The organism is Bartonella sp. MR30HLJHH, from assembly GCF_042194195.1.
Taxonomy (GTDB): domain Bacteria; phylum Pseudomonadota; class Alphaproteobacteria; order Rhizobiales; family Rhizobiaceae; genus Bartonella; species Bartonella grahamii.
In genome coordinates, this window is record NZ_JBHIMO010000017.1 from 1 (window position 1) to 20439 (window position 20439).

The following is a 20439-nucleotide window of genomic DNA, read 5'->3' on the forward strand; positions in this document are numbered from 1 at the left end:
TCACAAATCCCAACAGTGTCCACACATGTCTTGGACATGCGAGCTCAGCATGTCGATATGTTTATGGCTCATCCAATCTAGTACAAGTCCCTTTAAGGAGTAAAAAATGAAACAAATTTTAAAACTATTAGGTGTTGTAACTTTATTGAGTATAGCTGGGTGTCAGTTTAATAAAACTCCTGGAGGGTATTTGAGTGCTTGGGAAAAGCCAGGAGCAGATTTTACGGAGATAGGAAAAGCCTTATTAGAATGTGGCATGCCAACCCCTTATGATGTCGATCCAGAAAACAGAAAGCAGAGTATCAATGCAAAAGCAACAACGTATGCTTGCATGCTTCAATCAGGTTTTCGCTATAAAGATGAAGAGGTAGCAAGAGCGGGTGGCCCATGTTATACTTTTAGAGCCGAAAACCTTCCCATTTGTCGTCCAGGTGCTGTCATACCACAGCGCAGTGTCAAGAAGCGCTTAAACAGCCCTTTTTGTAAAAAATATAAAAACGCACCTGAATGCAAACCTTAAGCACTGCTTGTGATGATCAACAATCCGCCATCCTTGCCTTCGCTTGGAATGGCGGGATTGTTTCCTCAACCAACCATTTCAATATTGTTCACCGTTGTTTTAAGCAGCGGTGACAGAAAATATCAACAGGTTTATGAGCTGTTTTATCGTAAAGAAACCCACTGAAGGAGGGGAAGAATGAAGAAAGTCTTGTAATTATTGAGCGGCATAGCTCTGTTAAGTATAGCTGGATGTGAGTATAAAGCTGAGGTTCCCTTATCAGCTTGGGAATTATGGGATAAGCCTGGTGCAAATACAATTGATATAGGGAAAGCGCTGTTAGAATGTGGTATGCCAACCCCTTATAATCGTGATGAATACAACAGAAAGTTAGACGGAAATGCGAACGCATTAATTGAAGCTTGCATGGTTCAAGCAGGTTTTAGATATAAATCCGGATATTTGAGTTCGTGTGAGTTTTTTGATGCTCGTTTTCCGATTTGTCATTCAGGTGCTGTCATTCCTCAAAGAAGTGTTAAGAAACGCCTGAACAGCCCCCATTGTAAAAGAAATAGAAACAAGCCTGAATGTCTACCGTAGTTTTTTGATGATGGTATGATTAAGAGTAATCCTTAATTCTCTTTATCTTTTGCATAAGTGTGTGGGTCGATTGTATCTGCACTCAACATGTTTCAAATTTGTATGGACAGAGGAATATAAAACATCGACAAGCTTATAAGCAATCTTATCGTAAAAAATCATTGAAGGAGAGAAAAAATGAAAGCAACTTTAAAGTTATTGAGTGGATTGGCTTTGCTTATTATAGCTGGATGTTTTCCAGGTCCTTACCAGGCTGTGGATGTATTAGAGAAGCTAGGAGAAGATAAGATTGAGATTAAAAAAGCACTATTAGAATGTGGAATGCTGAATCCTCATGATGATTATATGATGGATTATAGAGAGTTAAGTATAAATGCGAATACATCTATTTATGCATGTCTAACCCAAGCAGGTTTTCATAGTAAATTAGGAGGGAAGTGGAGAGATCGGTGTAGAAATTATAATGCCGAAGATCTTCCGATTTGTGTGCCAGGTGCTGTCATTCCAAAACGAAGTGTCAAGAAGCGTTTAAATAGCGCTTATTGCCAAAAATATAAAAATAAATCAGAATGCCAACCTTAAGCACTGCTAGTGATGATCAACAATCCGCCATCCTTGCCTTCACTTGGAATGGCGGGATTGTTTTCTCAATCCATCATCTCAATATTGTTCACCGTTGTTTTAAACAGCGGTGACAGAAAATATCAACAAGCTTCCGAGCTGTTTTATCGTAAATAAATCCATTGAAAGAGGGGAAAAATGAAGAAAATCTTAAAACTATTGAGTTGCATAGCTCTGTTAAGTATCACTGGATGTGTTAACTCAATTCCCTCACTTTCTCCAGCATTATGGAGAAATAAAATACTTTTAGAATGTGGAGTACCGGACCTTAATAAGGTTGTGGCGCTAGATTTGAATCAATTTGCCAGTATTGAAATGTGTATGGCGCAATCAGGTTTTCGTCCTAGCTTTACAATACAAGAATGGTGTGAAAACCATAAATCGGACAATCTTCCCATATGTCGTCCTGGTGCTGTCATGCCTCAGCGAAGTGTTGAGAGACGCTTAAATAGCCCTTATTGTAAAAAGCATTCAGAACAACTTGAATGCCAGCCTTAAGTCTTGCTTCAGCAGAGAAAGCCTTGTCCGTTTTTACGTGACAAGTTTTTTTTATGCCGCGTCATTTTGACGTTGCTGTTTTGCTTGCTCGATGACATTCAAAAGATCCGATTGTAACCAACGCGATAAAAAACCAAATTTTAAAAGTTTTGGTAAAGAACCATTGGTAACATGACGGCGGAATGTTGAGACACTCATATGAAGCAATTTTGCACTTTCACGGTCAGTTAAAAGAATATCATTTTCTGTCATTCTAAAATCCTTTCATTCTCAAAAAATGGTAACAAATCATAACCATTTATTAACCACATTTTGGTTCACTTTTGAAGGTATTTTATTTATAGAAAACAATATTTTATCATACATTTTCTGATGTGATAAATTATGAATCTTATTGAGAAAGAATGAGAGACAAGAGAGTTAAAGTTATCCACAGATAATGGGGTTATGCACCCCATATCTTAAGATTGACCGGTGACATAAGCCGCCCATTTATTCATATAGACACGACGCTGTTCTAGATAATCAGTGCGACGATAGGAGCGCTCTACTTGCCCTCCGACCGTATGACTTAGAATGGTTTCAGCGACCTCATAAGGGGCATCGGTTGTTTCAGCGAGCCAATTGCGTAAACTAGAACGAAATCCATGGGGGCAGGCTTCAATTTTATTTTTTCTCATATACGTAGCCATCATCGTATGTGAAAGAGGACCACGACCGGTAAGTGAAAAGATGAAATCACTCTTAGAGATACAGCGGGCTTGTTCAATTACTTTTAATGCTTCAGATGATAAGGGCACACGAAACTCTGTTGTGGCATCACGCTTGCCTTTCATATTCTCAGCAGGGATTGTCCAGATATCATCTTCAATCTGATCTTCACGAATATGACGCAAAGGATTACTACGAACCCCTGTAAGGATAAGCAGACGCAAAGCTAAATGTTTTATAGTTGTTGTTTTGCAGAGAAATTGGTAAAAAGCCGGCACATCTCTCCAATCCATGGCTGGTAAGCTTTGTTTTTTATGACGTTGTTTGCCTAAGAGCGCGCGTGCTTTTTCTACTGCTTGTAAATCAACATCTAACCCTAATGCAGCCGCATGTTTGAGACAAAGATTAAGACGCATTAGTGCTGTTCGAGCAGTTCCAGCTTTTGTATGCCAAATAGGGGCAAGGGTATCGCGTATCTCTGTTTGGGTAATCTCTGAAACGGGCAGACAGCCTAATTTAGGGAGAATATGGAGGCGTAAATGTAAAAACCAATTACAAGACTCACCATCATTTTTTAATTCAGCTTTACGGCTTTCAAAAGCATCTAGAGCAATATCTTTTAAATAATGGAGATTGCGCATTGCCTCACGCTTTTGTTTGTTGCGTTCTTTAATGGGGTCACGCCCCTCACGTAAAACAGCCCGCCACCCAGTTGCCAATTCACGGGCTTGTTTTAAAGAAACATCTCGCAAGGCACCCAAGCCCATTTCGCGGCGCCGACCATGAATGGTATAACGATAAAGCCATTGAGCACCTCCATCTTTACGCTTATGAAGTAATAAGCCGGGCACCATCACACTATTTTCCAGCCCCCAATGTTGCGACAGCCCTTGCATTAAGACGATTCATAAGAACCATTTTTACTCCTTTCTTGTACAATTTTTACCCACACATCAACCCCGCTTATGACGTGCAAGCAAGTGGTTTTGATTGATTTGAGATAAACAGATTTGAAATGAGAGAATCCTACGTTATTCGGGGGGGCTAATTCAATATGAACAGAGCTAGATTATCATTATAAATCAATATCTTGTATCGGTGGTTTAAGAAATGATAAGAGCGCAATCAGTTGATTAAAAGGTGTATTCTTTCGTTTGCAGGGAATTTGTAATGGGTATAGGCATTACGAATTTTTGATAAGATTTTGTGCGACTTCTTATGATGAAGTGGTTTTTTTTAAAAATGATTAAAAGTTTTTTGAAAAATGCCAAGATATCAAAATTACTGTTGAAGTTTAAATACTTCAAATACAAAGAGCAGCCGTGCAGATAATGCTACAAATGCAAGTCTGATCAATAAAAGAAGTTTTCATGATTTAGCATGTTTGCGTTGAAAGTGTGTGTATTTGCAAAGGAAAGTTAGACGCAAGGTCACAATATAGGAGGGGATGTGAACCCAAAGATCTTGTTAATAAAATATAAAACAAAGAGAGGGGTTAAATCATGAACAAGATCATTATAACAGCGCTGTTGCTTTGCACGGGGCTTGTTACTGTTGGTTCACGAAAAAAACTACAGTGTTGAGGAATTTAAGAAAGATAAAAAATTGATGCAAGAATGGGGAAAGAAATGCGATAAAATGGGGACCTCTGCTTTTGCAACCAAGAATTGTAAAAATGTCATGCAGGCCGATATGGAGCTTTTTCAAGAGCATTATAGAAATCTTGCAAAGGAACTTCGTGAAAGTGGCAAAAAGGGGAATGAAACTGAAAAAAAGCAGGACAACAATTAAATCATAAAAATATATTGATAGCGGTGTTTTTCTTTGTACGCGATTTATCATCATAGGTTGGAAAAAATTGCTTACAGAAGTGGATTTTAAAATTTTTGAAAATGCACAATGAACCGAATGTACAAATTTAATGGGACCCTAAATTGTGTCCTAAACTTTGTAAATTTGAAAAAAGGGGAATTTATTGATGAATAAAGCCATTATTATAGCATTGCTGGTTTGTACTGGATTTGTCGTTGCTGGTTGCGAAAAAAATTACAGCGTAGCGGAATTCAAGAAAGATAAAACATTACTCGAAGAGTGGGTAAAAAAATGTGAAAAGATGGATCCATCGTCTATAGAGAAATCTAAAAATTGTCGACATGCCAGACAAGCGTATATGGAACTTATGTTTGGCATTAATTAAAAACATACAGTTCAATAAATAAGGAATTTGGTAGTTCTTGATTCTATTTCATTTTTTAGGCTCTCTCTAACTTTTAGAGAGTCTTTTTATGGCTTCAAGAATTAGTTTTTTGCGATCTGTACTCTTTGTGTAAACGGATGCTATACTGTCATTTGTTCCGCCAAAAAGTGCTTTCAATTGTGATAGTATGGCATCCGAATGAGTTGCTACGTGTTACTGCTAATTTTTCAAACTATGTGCTGATTGTTTAATGTTTTGGTTGCATGTATTTAAAACATGAGATTGAATCTACCTTTGGGGTATTTTTCTACCTTTATCACAAATAAATGTTTTATCACACTAAGACCGGCTTTAAGCGTTGCAGCTAATTTCGGAAAAATTGGGAGGAAACATTCTGAATGGAATTATTATCGTTTTATACTCAAATGTTTTTCTCAAACTATTTTAAAAAATTGCTTTTGATTTGAGAATATTATAACTTTAGTTAAGACGTGAGGCAGTTTTGCTAGGACGGTTTTGCTGGATGTGTGAGGAATTGAGCGCTCACCACACCTTTTTATTTTTCCCCTCTATTTTCTGAGTTTGCAAGATTTTCTCTTGTTATTTTTTATCTTAATTGTGTTGTAATATTATCATGTTGAGCGGTGTAGCTTATGTAAAACTTTATGTATGAGGTGTTTTTTGTTCTCGAGTGTGTGATGAATGTTATTTTGAATAATACTTTGATTTATAAAAATAATTTAATTATTTTAAGTTGAATAAGGATCTCGTCAAAATCTGTTCTAGGTTTAATCAACCAAAACCATGTCTTTTGCAGTTACAAGTGGAGAGGATCCATGCGGAGCGAAACTGTACAAGAAAGGCATGCTTTTTGAACCGCACTCAAATGCTAAGGATATCGCAACATGAGGGGCTAGCAAAATATGTGATGATGCTGGCTTGCTTCTTTTATTAAGCGTAAAGATAGACAGTGCTTAATGGATTTTATACACGTCATGGGGGATTTATCATTATATTATTTATGGGCCACGGCGCGAAATAGGCTTGGGTATACTTAAGAGATGTTTCTTTAAAACAAGCGCGTGAATATGCAATTGAAGACGTATCGAACTGATTGGCTAAGAAACTCTTGAAAAGGTTCAAAAAATCTTATATAGTCGTTCATTGCAAAGAAAAGCGAATGATAATTTAAAAAAGGGAGATTGATGGCTGTTTAGCTATTTTAAGATGTCTTTTTTTATATTGCTGTATGGCTGATCTGTTCAAAAGAGCATTCTTTTTGTTTTTTATGCGAAATACTGCATGTATGCAGAAAGAACGTGGTGGTGTGTCTTTTTGAACGGGTGCAAACTGATTTTGTAGGGTGCCATCTTATGGGGTGCTGGAAGGTACGCAAGTTTAGGTGCAGAGAAGGCCATAAGGTTATGGAGGGTAAGATGCTGCTATCGGTAAAATGCTGAATTTTTAATGAGCTTAAGTCTTTATATGCTGCGTTTTTTTGTCGGCAGGTAGTTTTTATGGCCAAATTTCTCGTGAGAGCGTCTTTGTTTTCTGTTGAAGACGTGCTGGTGATAAAATAGGCAAAGATAAAATCGGCAAGGCGAAATAGACCGAGCAAATGTGGAATTTTCGATATTGCTGCGTAAGGTTTAAGTTTATAGCGCTTTGGTGGATTAGTATAGCTGCAATGATGGTTTTGGAGCAAAGCAAGAAAAATATTTGAGAGAATGCGTTGAAAATTGAAGTGGTATACGCTTTGAAGGATTGTCGTGCCGTTGTTTGAGCGATGTTCGCACCACGAGCTTTATTGAGTGTATCAGCATTTGAAGAGAACTTGTTTAATCTCCCTCATTTGAAAGTAAGATTGAACAAGAGTGTTGAAGGGGAAGTAAAAATGTCTGTAGTGCAATATGGTGATGATAGTTTTGCATCAAAAGCAAAAGTTCTTGATAATAATCTTATTGATCGTGATTGGGCGATGACAAAATTTGTTGCTGCTGTTAAAGGATTAGCTCAAGTTGTTGATTATGAAAGTAATATGCTAGAGAGCAGTGGTGTTCCAGATTACGAAGAAATAAATTTATGTAAAATACGTGGTTTGCGTGATCTTAATAAATCCATGAGCGATGTGAAGCGCTACATGAATCAAGATATTGAGCATGAGGTTGAAAGTTTGTTGTCTGATTTACAAGAAAAATTACAGCGTAATAGTGAATTGCTTCAAACGCATTTAAATGCAGTTAATGATCTTTCTAGAGCTATGCAACTATCTGGACGCGTAAAAGAAACAGAAGAATGATTCAAATCTGATGAATATTGGCTGTTCTAAATGATGACAATGATTAGGTAGATCAGTTTATTTGGATAAATAGTGCGTTTAGTGAGTGGATTTGTTTTAAGCGCATTTGGGTAAATTATCATCCTGTTGTACTGTAAAATGCTGTTCTTAAAACAGTGTCTTTTAAGGTGTAGTGATGTGAACCGCATGCTGTGGGAAGCTAGTTGAGAGAGGACTGAGAGAAGGGGGATTATTTACAGAGTATTGTTTGCAGACTGAGTTAATAGGGAGCTTCATTTTTTAGTTTAGGGAGGCGATCAAGAGAATATTTAGACCAGCCCGTGATGCCTTAAAAACAGCTTCCTTGGGGCTATGATAATGTAAGGCTTTATGCATTAGTCTTTTGAGAGTGTGTGATTAATATTGCCTATAAGCCTTATGGAGTACTGTCCTTTGAAATGTGGTGATACGAAGCGGTTAGTTGTTTAAATCTATATGTTTGAGACAAAAATTAAAGTGGTTTAATATTTTCTTCTGCTGTTTTTAGTTTTTGTTTGCCAGATTGGAGAGAACATCCAGATTTGAGTGAATATATTGCTTATATCTTTGTTGGCGTAATATTTTAAATGGGGAGGCGATCTTATTGGGAAAGAATAAAGGGCTAGAAATCAGCTTTCCTCTGTACCACCATCCTTTAATTTAGCTTTATTTTGTTCAAAAGCATCTAAAGCACTATCTGTTAAATGATGAAGGTTACGCATTATTTCACGCTTCTGTTTCTCTCGTTCTTTAATGGGGGCAAGACCTTCATGTAAAACAGAACGTCATTGTGTTGCTAATTCACGTGCTTTTTTTAAGAAACATCTCTTAAGGCAGCCAATCCCATTTCACGGTGGTGTCCGTGAATGGTATAATGGTAGATCCATTGAGTACCACTATCTTTATGCTTCATAAAGGAGTAAGCAGGCTACCATCATTATATTTAGCTCGTGGGTGTTGCTACAGCCCTTGGCACTTGAGACGGTTCATTAGGGGCATTTTTAATCCTTTCTTAATAGTTTTTTGTCCACAATGGCTCTTCCCGCTTGTAACTTGCAAGAGACATGGTTTTGGTTGCTTCAACATGGAGCGGGTCTGAAATGAAAGAATCTTACGCTATTCTGGACTCTCATTTATATGCAAAACAATGAATACTCTTTATAAGTCAATGTGTTGCCTTATGGTGGAGTTGGTGTGGCATTGAGATTTTAGAGGAAAAATATGCCTTTAAGAATTTATAACAGATAGCAAGTTTTTATAGCAGGTATATTAAATGTAGATCATCTAAAATAAATGGAACGTCCACAGCGAAGAAGGGGCTAATTTTTTAAAATCCGCATGAATGCTTATTCTGTTGTGCTGTAAAAACATCATCGCTTGAGGTCTGGTGTAAGGCATAAAAACTTTATGCATGGGCTGTTTTGATGAGAGAATGCTATGGTATTCAGTTTTTTATTCAATATGCAAAAGAAACATTATAAGTCAAAATCTTCTTTAATGTGACAATGATTTTTAAGAATTTAAAAAATATAAGTTTAAATAAAAGAGCAGCACTTTGTGCGGCTCTTTTATTTAAGTTAAAATTGCTTCTGCTTTAGAAACGATAACGTATCCCGCCAGACAAATTGGTGCCAGATACACCGGCTTTTTGCAGTTTTTGTCGATAGCTGATATCAGCGTTTAGTACGATATTTTGAGAAAGATATGCATTCACCCCCATGCCTCCCTCAACTGAAGAGCCGGTAGGATCAACATGAAAGGTATCAGCAATTTTTATTGTTTTACCATCACCAGAAGCTCTGATAACATTTACTTTACCATAGAAGGAAACAGCCTTACTTTCTTCAGCAGCCATTATAGTTTTTGTTAAACGTCCACCAATACGCACCAACCATTGATGCGGATTACCCATGTCTACTTTTAAGCCATCGGCATCTGAGAAGATATCAAACATGAGATTTTGATAAATGAATTGTGCTTGTGGTTCAAATACCAATCCTTTTGTATTGGTCGCTAATTTCTGACCAATGGTTGCAGATATATTAAGCATCTCAGTACCATCCAGTTTTGTGGCATTTCCAACAAGAGCTGTGGTAATATTTCCTTTTAACTTTCCGTAAGAAAGAAGTGTGTTTACATATATACCATTGCTATGTTGGATGCTGCTGTAAGCGGCAAGAGACCATTTATCAAGAGTCGTCTTTTCAGAATCTTGCATCTCTTTTGGCGTAAAGGCAAGTTTTCCGTATGTTCCTACAAAACCAAAATGTGTGCTTATGTCTTTGCTTTCCAAGGCGGCTAATATGACACCCAGTTGTAAAGCAGCATAGTTTACATCAGCACCATAACCATAATGCAGTGGATCGCGGTTGGAAGATAAGGTGACTTTCTCGCCGTAGGAAGAGAAAAAGATACCATTGTTTTTATTGTCTTCTGCCCCAAATACTGTTGTTTGCATATTGTCTAACAACGTGTTTTGATTGTTTACATCAGTAAATCCAGCAGAAAATAAAGTATTAGATATGGTTAAATAGTTTGCTACCTGTGGTAAAAGTGCTCGAACTTTTTTATCCTTATCAATGTAGGCATTCTGTAAGCGGAAATCCCAGAAATTACTGTTCTTACCAAAAAGATTTTGGCTCTCATGAGATGTTCCAGGTTTATAGCTTGTAAGTACATACTTATAAGGTTGTTTCCCTATTGTCATATAGTTTCCTGCTAACGTGAAGGAATTTTCGTTTGCTTGTCCGGAAACTTGAATGATTGAAATCCCATGTGTCCCTAAAGGAAGTGACGCCATGTGTTCTCCCCAAACAGCAGAGCTATCGGTTGTTTTTTTATCTGTTTCTTGGAGATTGATGTGAACAACAGTACGGCCTGAGACATCACCGTTAATCACAATGCGATCGGTCTGTTGCTCCGTGATAGGAGAATGTTTATCCCATTGAGTATTTACATAAATTTCTGCAACACCGGTTGCACTATAAATTGATGCTGTATGAGCTGTTCCTTCTCCTTTCGGAAGATTAGGCCCTATAAACAGAGCTTGGTAATGTCCCTCCATTGGCTTGTCAAACATAATGACACTATCTGTAAGGTGCAATCCAGAAAGGTTAGAGTATGATTTTTTATCAACACCAAACTGTACATGGTCATCTGAAACATTATCATTATTTTGGGCGATTTTATTCGCCTTTAAAAGCCATTTCGTCCCCTCTTTTAGATCAAAAACAGTTCTATTATCTTTAGAAGTTCTTACTCGACCTTCTAAAGAAGAGTGGTTAGAAACCAGTGTAAGGGTGTTTGTGAAAGCATTTTCGTTTTTTATATTTTTTAATAAAATATCGGCATGAATTTCTGAATTTTTAAGGCTGACTTCACCGTTTATGCCTGTTCCATAAAGGTTGATACCCCTACCATGTTCAACGAAAATCTTTGTATTCTCTAGAGTTACTTTATCGGCAATATTTGCTACATCTTGTTCTTGAACGGCGTTGGCATTCCTTTCAGCATTGCGTGTATATCGTTTTCTAGAGGCATTATACGGATTGTTGCGGAAAATAATACCGTCCGCTTCATGATTGCCCGTGACATGTACGCTTGAATCTTTCAGTTTGATTGTTCCCTCTATGTTTAGCAAACCAACTATTTCTGCTGTTACAGCAATACCTGTAGCATCAATTTCTCCACCATCTGATACACTCAGTGCAACAAAACCCGCATCAACTGTTCCCCCTATCATGTTGACTTTTGAATTATTGCCCTCTGCATGTACAGCAAAACCATTGTCTTGAATTTTTTTGTTATGTAGCGTTATGGTCTTACCATTTTCAGCTTCAATTCCGGAGCTTATATCCTCAATTTGTGTAGATTTTTCAGATATTTTTTGTGCAGAGGCAGATTGCACGGGCGCTGATTTTACAGATTTTAGTGGTACCGGTAATGCTGGTTTTCCAGTTTCTGATCTTAAAGATATTGGCTGTGCGAGTTCCGATTCTTTAGGCGTTGGCGATAGCTCTGTTGTTTGTTTTGTAGGTTCCGCTCTTGTAGGTTTTAAGTTTATAAGTGTTGCTCGTAAATTGGGTGCAGGTTGTGGAGGTTCTGACTGTGAGGGTACAGCAGAATTTTCGGACGTTTTTTTTCTGGAAGAGTCTGTAGAAGAGGTGGGAACACCCGAACGTCTTCTAGATTTTACTTCCATTCCTGCTGTTGGAGCTATTTCTGTTGTTGGAGATTGTGTAAGAATATCTTGTGCGGCTATAGGGTTAGATTGTACACCTTCTGCCACGTTAGCCTTTGATGTTTGTGTACTTCCTTGGTTAAGATCAGAGTTTTGTTTTGAAGAAGAAATTGTATTTCGAACTAAATTTCCTTCAATTTGCGTTTTGGGAGGTAGAGTGCTCGTAGAAGTAGGTGTTGTAGATTCACTCTTTGTAGGAGGAGGGTTTATGATCGTTCTTGTAGAGCTAGATGTTGAAAGTGGATATGAAGATGATGCATTTGAATATGGATTAAACGTTCTGGATGCGCCTACTTGATTCTCAGCATGAGCGGGTTGCCGAGAAGGGAGATCCATTGTAGGTTGTGCATTCGTATCATGAAGAGCATAAGACAAGCTCGTGGAAGAACAAAACAGAATTCCAGAAACTGTGTATAATAAAAAACTTTTTTTCATATAGATGTATTCCTAAATATTTCCCCTCTCTCATAAAAGATAAAACTTTGACCTCATTATGTTTCTTTTGTAAGAGACAAAACGAAACATAATGAGAGTGCTTTATATTTCAAGATAGGAATACAAGTATTTTTAAAAGTGATAGCGCATTCCAGCGGAAATATTTATTGCAGATATGCCATCTTTTTTGAATTTATGTTGATAGCTGAGATCATTATGAAACTCGATATTTTCAGATAAGTGCGCTTGAATACCAAAACCACCTTCGATTAAAAATCCCATAGCAGCAAGCGGAAGGTTTTCACTAAAAGTTTTGATCGCGTTCAGTTTGCCGTAGAAGGAAAGGGCATGGCCTTTGTTTTGCGTCAAACGTCCGCCAATACGGAGCAACCATTGATAAGGTTTGCTTATGTCTATTTTAGAGTTATCGTCATCTGAGAAAGAGCCAAGCATGAGACGCTGATAAACAAGTTGTGCTTGCGGTTCTAGGATTACACCTTCCAAACTGGTTGACAGTTTTTGACCAACAGTTGCAGCAGCCCCTAATGTTTTACTATTATTTACTTTTGAGGTATGTTTGATGAAAGCTGTGGTGTTATTTTCTTTGAAAATGCCATAAGAGAGAAATGCACTTGCATAGAGGCCACTGTCATGTTGAATATTTCCATATGCGGTGAGTGACCATTTATCAAGCATTTTCTTATGAGAGCTTTTTTTGTTTTTAGGAGTAAAAGACAATTTCCCATATGTTCCGAAAAGACCAAAATTTCTGCTGATATTTTGATCGTATAGCGCTATTAATGTGGCTCCTGCTTGCAATGCAGCATAGCGAATATTTGCTTGAACACCATCTTGTTTTTCTTGAATGCTGGAAGAAAAGGTGCTCTTATTGCCATAAGTGGATAAGAAAACGCCTCTCTCTGGATGATCTTTGGGTTCAAACATTGTTATTTGCATATTGTCTAACGAGATATTTTGATTGTTGAAATCAGAAAAACCGACAGAAAACATCGTGATAGGCGTGACTAAAGAGCTTTCTTTTTGTGGCGTAAGAACTGTTTTTTTTTCTGCCAAATCAAGAGAAGCAGAAGTTGCGGCTGCTTCATTATCTGTAAGTTTAGAGGTGCTTTCGGTATCAGCGGTAGCGGTTCTCTTAACTTTTGTGGGTAATTTCACATGAGCTTTTGCGGATGTGTTAAGAGTCGTTTTCGATGCTTGTGTTGGTGTGTTTATTAAATCAATGGTATGGCGTGTTTGAGGGTTTAAGCCAGAAGCGGTACTGGTAGACGTAAAATTAAAAGAAGAAAAAAACAAAGCACAAGCGGCTGTACATAAAAGATTCTTATGCATAAAGATGTTCCTTAAGATATTTTTCTTTGTTTTGCTAAAAATTAACCACTTTTTGACACACTACAATTTTTGTAATGTAGTAAAATATAAGCAGTACTGTTTTCATCTCAGCGCTGCTTATACGTCAAAATAGAGAGTTAAGATTTCTAAAAGCGATAACGCATTCCACCGGAAAAATTAATTCCAGAGACACCAGCTTTTTGAAGTTTATGTTGGTAATTAACGTCAGCATGAAGTGCGATATTTTTAGAAAGTTGCGCGTTAATGCCAAGCCCACCTTCAAGGGAAGAGCCCATAGAATCGAGATAGAAAGATTCAATAACATTGATAGTGCGCTTTTCACCAAAAGCTTTGATGACATTCAATTTACCATAAAAAGAAAGAACACGATCTTTTTCAATGGGAAGCATTGTTTTCGTTAAACGTCCTCCAATACGGACCAACCATTGATGAGGGGTCTTTATATTAACTTGGAAGCCATCAATATCTGAAAGAGTGCCAAATGCAATGTGTTGATAAATAAGTTGTGCTTGTGGTTCAAAGGACACCCCTTCAACACCAGTTGCTAGTTTTTGTCCAACGGTAGCTGATATATTTAATGTATCCGTATTATTTAACTCTGCGGTGTTGCCGATAAGGGCTGTTGTAATATGTCCGTTTAAAATGCCGTAAGAGAAAAGTGTATTAACATAGAGACCATTGTCATGGTAGAGGTTCCCATATGCCGTAAAGAACCATTTATCTAGTATGCTTTTGTCAGAACCCTCCATATCCTTTGGCGCAAAAGAAAGCTTTCCATATGTGCCTAAAAGACCAAGACTCGCGGTCATATTTTGATTTTCTAACGTTGCTAATGTCATGCCTGCTTGGATAGCAGCATAACGAACATCTGCACCATAACCATATTCTAATGGACTACGGCTGGAAGATAACGTCATCTTGTTGCCATAAGTCGATAAGAATATCCCTTTCTGTTTATGAGCTTCTAATCCGAAAACTATTGAGTGCATATTATCTAATAGTGTATTTTGATTGTCTATATCAGCCAAGCCAGAGGAGAATATTGCATTATGCATAACCAAATAGCTTGCCATTTGAGGAACAAGAGCTTTGATCTTTCCTTCATCATCGAGAGTCGCACTTTGCAAGCGGAAATCCCAGAAATTCTCATTTTCTTCCAAGGGAGTTTGTCCATTGTTTTCTTTTTTAAGGGATGATGCATTGGTATTTTGTGCATCTTTCTGTTTTGATTCTTGTGATATTCCGCTTAAATGACTTTGTGTCTTATCGGCTTTCCCACGGCTGGATGTTGGTCCATAAACATTGAGTATGTATTTATAAGGTAAGCCCTCCATTGTGGTGTAGCCATGGGCAAGTTTGAAGGAATCTTCATTTGCTTGCCCAGAAACTTGAATAAGTGAGAGCCCACGCATATTCAAAGGAATTGAATCTTCTTCATCATTGAATGGTTCTGCATGCTTTGAAAGATTGTTGAAATAGATCGTTGTGGTGCCTGAGACATCACCATGAACGAGAACACGGTCAGTTCTTTGTTGTTCTTTTGTAAGACCATTACTCCATTCTGTATTAAAGTAAATTCTTGCGTTGCCTAATGCATTGTAAACCGTTGTTGCATCGGAGCTTCTGTTTTGCTCTGCTTTTTGTGGATGTTTGCCTACATGCAAGGTTTGATAATGATTGTCTGCTAGTTTATGCGGCGCATTAAATATGATAGAGCTATTATTAAGGTTTAGGACTGAAACGATTGATTGTGCTCGTTGCTTAAGATCAAGGAGCTTGTAATCAAATAGACTAAAACTATTTTTCAATTCAAATAGACTAATTTTTAAATGCCACTTGCTGTTATTGTTTAGAGTGAAAACCGTTGTATTTTGAGGAAGCGTTTTGGCTCTTCCTTCCATAATCGAATTATCAGCGTCTAATGTAAAAGTAGTAGGTTGAACCTTGACGAAGGGTGAGACTTCATTTTTTAATAACATATCAGAACGAATTTCTGAGTTTTTAAGGTACACTGCATTCTTTTCGGGATAATAAGGTCCGAAAATACCTACACCGTCGTTTACAAGAAGTTTTGTATTATTAAGGATTGCTTTGTTTACAACTTCTTCTCCTTCTTTTATTGTAGAGCTTACAATATAACCAAAGTTGACACCATAGGCTTTGCTGTGGCCTATAACCTTTAATGTTGAATCTTCGATATGGATTGTGCCGTTTGTGAGTGACAAACCATGCCCTTCTGCCTCTCCCACAATTCCTTTGGCATTAATTTGGCCACCTGACGTTGCAGAAAGCAAAGTAAAGCCTGAGTGCATTATTGAATTTGTAATGGTAATATGACCTTTCTTAGCAACCACGGCATCATACTTACCACGAACAAAAACATTATGAAGGTTCTTCTCTTCTCCATTAGCTACTTGGACCGTAGGAATCTCAGGAGGTTGTCTATTTGCATAAGTTGGAGCAAAATGAGAAAAAATGAAAGTTCCAGCAATTGTACATAACAAAAAATTTTTCTTATAAATATATTTTTTACACATAGATATGCCTTTAGTATTTGGTATGCTTTGATGCTTACTTCATTCCCCTGATGGCGCAAGTACCCAGTCAGTTTTTATATCATTATATTTTTATTGTAAACAACAAAACGAATATTATGTTTTGTTATTTATCGTTTAAAAATTGGTCTTAGAAGAGCTTTTAAAATAGAAAGCGCAATGCAGCGAAGATGGATTTCAGAAAACCTAGCTTGGTAAGTATTTTTTTAAAAGTACTAAGGCTCAAAATATTTTGCAAGGATGTTTATTGCTTAAGGCTGTTGTTATGAAAACTCTACAAAGTTTTTGGAGAAGATTTGTTGCGCGCTTACAAAAAGCTTTCAGTTGGTTTTCTTGTATATAGAATTATTCACTATGAATTTTTTGATGTAAAAAAGCTAAAATATTTTGTATTTTTTATCGATATACAACAATTTTTATTGAATCCATTCGATTTTTATAAGTCAAAAAGGCGGCTCTCTTGAGACTTCAACATTCATTGAGAGATAAAGAATTTTGTTGCATTTGGTTTGAATGAAACTAATTCTTTAAAGAAGGCTGTATAGAAAGAACCGTTATTGATGGCTCTTTCCTATAGATTGCAAAAAAGCAGTACATTCGTACTGCTTTTTTATTAAAAATGAATAGACTATAAATTGTTTTTTGCCTTTTCTTAAAACTGATAGCGTATTCCGCCTGAAAAGCTTGCTCCAGATATACCAGTTTTTTGAAGCTTATGTTGATAGTTAACATCAGCATGAAGGGCTATATTTTGTGATAATTGTGCATTCACACCAAGTCCACCTTCAACAGAAGCTCCCATAGAATCAAAGTGGAATGATTCACCAATCTGTATGGTGTCATTGTTAGAAAAAGCTTTAATAATATTCAATTTACCATAGAGAGAAAGAATACTGCCTTTTTCAATAGAAATCGTCGTTTGTGTTAAGCGCCCACCAACACGCACTAAGTATTGATGAGGATTTCCCATATCTACATCAAAGCCATCGACATCTGAGAATGTGCCAAGCATGAGACGCTGATAAACAACTTGTGCTTGTGGTTCAAAGACCAATCCTTTTGTACTGGTTTCGAACTTTTGTCCAATGGTCGCCGATGCACTGAATGTATCAGCGTTTTTCAATTCTGCAGTCTTTCCTATGAGAGCTGTGGTGATATCTCCCTTGAGCATTCCATAGGAAAAGAGAGCATGGATATATGTACCATTATTATGGCGCAGTCCACTATATGCAGAAATTGACCATTTATTGAGTGTACTCTTGTCAGCACCTTCCATATCTTTTGGGGTGAAAGCTAATTTCCCATATGTCCCGAAAAGACCCAAATTAGTGGTTATGTTTTGATCTTCTAGAGCTACTGATGTAAATCCTGCTTGTAAAGCAGCATAGTGAATATCGGCACCATAGCCATATTGCAATGGCGTACGGTGAGAGGATAATGTTATCTTATTGCCATAAGTCGAGAAGAAGATTCCTTTGTTTTTATGATCTTTTTTCTCAAAGCCTGTTTCTTGTATCGTGTTCAGTAAAGTGTTTTGATTGTTTACATCAGCCAGTCCAGCTGAGAATAGTGCGTTAGGCATGGACAAATAGCTTGCCACCTGAGGAACGAGAGCTCTGATCTTTCCTTCATCATCGAGCGTTGCACTTTGCAAGCGGAAATCCCAGAAATTTTGATTTTCTCTCAAATGGTTTTGTGTGCTCCCTATTTGCTCAGAATTTGGTATTGATTCACCTTTTATATTATCCTCAATCTTTAAAACCACACCACCTAATACAACGGGGGTCGTGTCGGTTTTTGAGGCCTTTTCTTGTGATTGTTGAGTTACTTCTCCTAAATGGCTTTGTGTGCTCTCTGCTTTTCCAAGACGTGATGTTGGTCCATAGGCATTTAAAACATATTTATAAGGCAAACCGCCCATTGTAACATAGCCATTTGCTAGTTTGAAGGCATTTTCATCTGTTTTTCCAGATACTTGAATGAGCGACAGTCCACGCATATTCGCGGGAATAGAAGCTTCTTCTTTTGATGGCGCACCTTTTGAAAGACTATTGAAACTAATTGTTGTGGTGCCTGATACATCTCCATGGACAAGAAGGCGGTCAGTTTTTTGTTGTTCTCTTTTTAAACCATCACTCCATTCTGTATTGAAATAAATCCTTGCATTGCCTGTTGCATTATAAACGGTTTCTGTAGCGGAGTCCCTGTTTTCGTGTGGATTAGGGAGCTCAATTGTTCGTCCTACACTCAAGGTTTGATATTGACTCTTTGCCAGCGCATGTGGCGGATTAAACACAATAGAGCTATTATTGAAGTTCAGTACTGAAACGGTAGATAGCGCTCGTTGCTTAATGTCATGGAGTGCATAATTAAATAAACTAAAATCACGATTTATGTCGTATCGACTTACATTTAAATACCATTTGCTATTGTTGTTTAAATTAAAAACAGTTGTATTTACTGCTAAGGTTCTTGCTCTTCCTTCCATAATCGAATTATCGGCGGTTAATACAAAAGTTACAGGATGAGGATCTGAATCTGTTTCCTTTTTTACATTGTTTTGTAATAATACATCAGAACGAATTTCTGAATTTCTAAGTTGAACCTCGGCAACAGACTTTGAAGATGATGGTCCTAAAATACCGATACCATTTCTCACAAGAAGTTTTGTATTGTTAAGAATGGCCTTATTGATAACTTCTTCACCATCTTTCAGAAAATAATCTAAAATGCTATGAAAAATAATACCGGATTTTCTTTTGCTTTCTATGAATGAATCTTCAATGTTAATGATACCGTTTGAAATCGATAGACCAGTATACAAGGCATTGACTTTTACTTCTTTAGCATTAATACGTCCGCCTTGTGATACAGCAAAAGCAAACGAATCTGAATGTATTGTTGAGTTTGTAATTGTGGCAATTGCTTTCTCAGAGGCTTGCACTGCGCTCAATCCATTGCGGATAAAAACGTTATTAAGAGTTTTTTTCTCTCCTTTCTCCAGCTTAAACTCACTAATAATTTCAGGAGGTTGTCTATTTGCATAAGTTGGAGCAAAATGAGAAAAAATGAAAGTTCCAGCAATTGTACATAACAAAAAATTTTTCTTATAAATATATTTTTTACACATAGATATGCCTTTAGTATTTGGTATGCTTTGATGCTTACTTCATTCCCCTGATGGCGCAAGTACCCAGTCAGTTTTTATATCATTATATTTTTATTGTAAACAACAAAACGAATATTATGTTTTGTTATTTATCGTTTAAAAATTGGTCTTAGAAGAGCTTTTAAAATAGAAAGCGCAATGCAGCGAAGATGGATTTCAGAAAACCTAGCTTGGTCAAGCTTATGCTAAAAACACTATGAAGTTTGATATTTAAAATAGTCTATTAAAGATAATCGTTATAAAAGTTCTATAGCGTTGAGATGTATTATTTTATGCACTCACCAAAACGATCAGCAAATTTTCTCTACTATAAGAAGGAGAGATGATGGGGCTATTTACAGGCTTTCTTTAAAGAAACTTTTCCTTAAGGGTAGCAAAGCTTATTTTTCTAAGGACGCATAGCCCATTTCGCGACGGTGGTTATGAATGCTATAACGCTAAAGCCATAGAGTCCTATCATCTTTACGCTTACGAAGGAGCAAGCCGATACCCTTTACGGCTTAATAAAAGAGCAAGTCCATCACACACTTTGCTAGCTCCCAATGTTTGTGACAAGCCCTTGGTTCTTGAGACAGTTCATTATAGGACTTCTTAGGCTTTTCTTATATAACTTTGCTCCACACGTCAGCTCCGCTTGTAACGTGCAAGAAAAAATTTTCATGATTCAACATGAAACAAGTTTGAAATGAGAGAATCCTACGATATTCGGGACTCTCATTCAACACGTAAAACAAAGAATTATCTTTATAAATCAATATACTGCTCGGAATGAGAGGGATAAGCATTGTCAAAATGGTTTGCCTAAAAACGGTACATGGAAATATAAATGAATCCTTACAGGTGGTGTTAAGCTAATGGATTGAAGAAACAGATTAAAGGTATGAAGAGAGAGCTTCTTTTATCATTATCTTTTCCAATGTTGTTTTCTTTATATTGTCTAAAAATACACTTCGCTTAGCTTTATAGACAAATTCGATAATGAATATGCCGCGCGACTCGTGTAAATAGGAGGGAAGGAGATCATTGAGGAGAAAAGAAAAAAGTTTTAGGGGATAGAATAATAGCTTACATAGATTAAAAAAGACAGTACAGCATACTGCCTTTTTTGTTAAATTGAATAGAATGATAGGCTATTTTTACAGTCTTGTCTTAAAACTGATAGCGTATTCCACCTGAAAAGTTTGCACCACTTATACCAGTTTTCTGAAGCCTTTGTTGATAGCTTA

At 37.0% G+C, this 20439-nt stretch carries 14 protein-coding genes and 1 pseudogene; 9 read left to right on the plus strand and 6 right to left on the minus strand.

Translation table 11 applies throughout. The annotated features are described in order from the left end of the window. Positions 1 to 106 precede the first annotated feature (106 nt). From ACFIKR_RS07830 to ACFIKR_RS07855, 6 genes are all read left to right on the plus strand, one after another. Positions 107 to 520, plus strand: coding sequence for a hypothetical protein (locus ACFIKR_RS07830; protein ID WP_375659455.1), 414 nt, complete (start codon positions 107 to 109; stop codon positions 518 to 520). Next, positions 508 to 633, plus strand: coding sequence for a hypothetical protein (locus ACFIKR_RS07835; RefSeq protein WP_375659456.1), 126 nt, complete (start codon positions 508 to 510; stop codon positions 631 to 633). The genes ACFIKR_RS07830 and ACFIKR_RS07835 overlap by 13 nt, the downstream gene beginning before the upstream one ends. Positions 634 to 718: 85 nt before the next feature. Continuing rightward, positions 719 to 1099: a hypothetical protein gene (locus ACFIKR_RS07840; RefSeq protein WP_375659457.1), complete on the plus strand. Its 381-nt coding sequence runs from the start codon at positions 719 to 721 to the stop codon at positions 1097 to 1099. A gap of 177 nt (positions 1100 to 1276) precedes the next feature. Continuing rightward, positions 1277 to 1681: a hypothetical protein gene (locus ACFIKR_RS07845; protein WP_375659458.1), complete on the plus strand. Its 405-nt coding sequence runs from the start codon at positions 1277 to 1279 to the stop codon at positions 1679 to 1681. Beyond that, on the plus strand, positions 1669 to 1794 hold the full coding sequence (locus ACFIKR_RS07850) for a hypothetical protein (protein WP_375659459.1): 126 nt from the start codon (positions 1669 to 1671) through the stop codon (positions 1792 to 1794). Before ACFIKR_RS07845 ends, ACFIKR_RS07850 begins: the two co-directional genes overlap by 13 nt. Positions 1795 to 1858: 64 nt before the next feature. Further along, a complete protein-coding gene (locus tag ACFIKR_RS07855) occupies positions 1859 to 2218 on the plus strand; it encodes a hypothetical protein (RefSeq protein ID WP_015856194.1) in 360 nt (119 codons plus the stop codon). Positions 2219 to 2269: 51 nt separating this feature from the next. On the opposite strand, the gene ACFIKR_RS07860 is transcribed toward ACFIKR_RS07855, so the two are convergent. Both ACFIKR_RS07860 and ACFIKR_RS07865 read right to left on the minus strand, forming a co-directional pair. After that, positions 2270 to 2470 carry a helix-turn-helix transcriptional regulator gene (locus ACFIKR_RS07860; RefSeq protein WP_375659460.1) on the minus strand — a complete coding sequence of 67 codons (201 nt, stop codon included), beginning with the start codon at positions 2468 to 2470 and terminating at the stop codon, positions 2270 to 2272. 209 nt (positions 2471 to 2679) lie between these two features. Next, a pseudogene (locus ACFIKR_RS07865) lies at positions 2680 to 3847 on the minus strand (tyrosine-type recombinase/integrase). A gap of 636 nt (positions 3848 to 4483) precedes the next feature. Between ACFIKR_RS07865 and ACFIKR_RS07870 the strand changes: the two are divergent. From ACFIKR_RS07870 to ACFIKR_RS07880, 3 genes are all read left to right on the plus strand, one after another. Beyond that, positions 4484 to 4720: an EexN family lipoprotein gene (locus tag ACFIKR_RS07870; protein WP_375659461.1), complete on the plus strand. Its 237-nt coding sequence runs from the start codon at positions 4484 to 4486 to the stop codon at positions 4718 to 4720. Between the two features lie 187 nt (positions 4721 to 4907). Beyond that, positions 4908 to 5126: an EexN family lipoprotein gene (locus tag ACFIKR_RS07875; protein WP_375659462.1), complete on the plus strand. Its 219-nt coding sequence runs from the start codon at positions 4908 to 4910 to the stop codon at positions 5124 to 5126. 1894 nt (positions 5127 to 7020) lie between these two features. After that, entirely contained in the window at positions 7021 to 7425 is a 405-nt protein-coding gene (locus ACFIKR_RS07880) for a flagellar protein FlgN (RefSeq protein WP_273788300.1), read from the plus strand. Between the two features lie 1612 nt (positions 7426 to 9037). On the opposite strand, the gene ACFIKR_RS07885 is transcribed toward ACFIKR_RS07880, so the two are convergent. The 4 genes from ACFIKR_RS07885 to ACFIKR_RS07905 all read right to left on the minus strand — a co-directional run bounded on the left by ACFIKR_RS07885 (position 9038) and on the right by ACFIKR_RS07905 (position 19174). Continuing rightward, complete coding sequence (locus ACFIKR_RS07885; protein WP_404978565.1) at positions 9038 to 12118, minus strand: autotransporter outer membrane beta-barrel domain-containing protein; 3081 nt, start codon at positions 12116 to 12118, stop codon at positions 9038 to 9040. A 132-nt stretch (positions 12119 to 12250) separates the two neighbouring features. Next, complete coding sequence (locus ACFIKR_RS07895; RefSeq protein WP_375659465.1) at positions 12251 to 13468, minus strand: autotransporter outer membrane beta-barrel domain-containing protein; 1218 nt, start codon at positions 13466 to 13468, stop codon at positions 12251 to 12253. Between the two features lie 146 nt (positions 13469 to 13614). Next, on the minus strand, positions 13615 to 16026 hold the full coding sequence (locus tag ACFIKR_RS07900) for an autotransporter outer membrane beta-barrel domain-containing protein (RefSeq protein WP_375659466.1): 2412 nt from the start codon (positions 16024 to 16026) through the stop codon (positions 13615 to 13617). A 670-nt stretch (positions 16027 to 16696) separates the two neighbouring features. Next, complete coding sequence (locus tag ACFIKR_RS07905) at positions 16697 to 19174, minus strand: autotransporter outer membrane beta-barrel domain-containing protein (protein WP_375659467.1); 2478 nt, start codon at positions 19172 to 19174, stop codon at positions 16697 to 16699. Positions 19175 to 20439: the final 1265 nt, after the last annotated feature.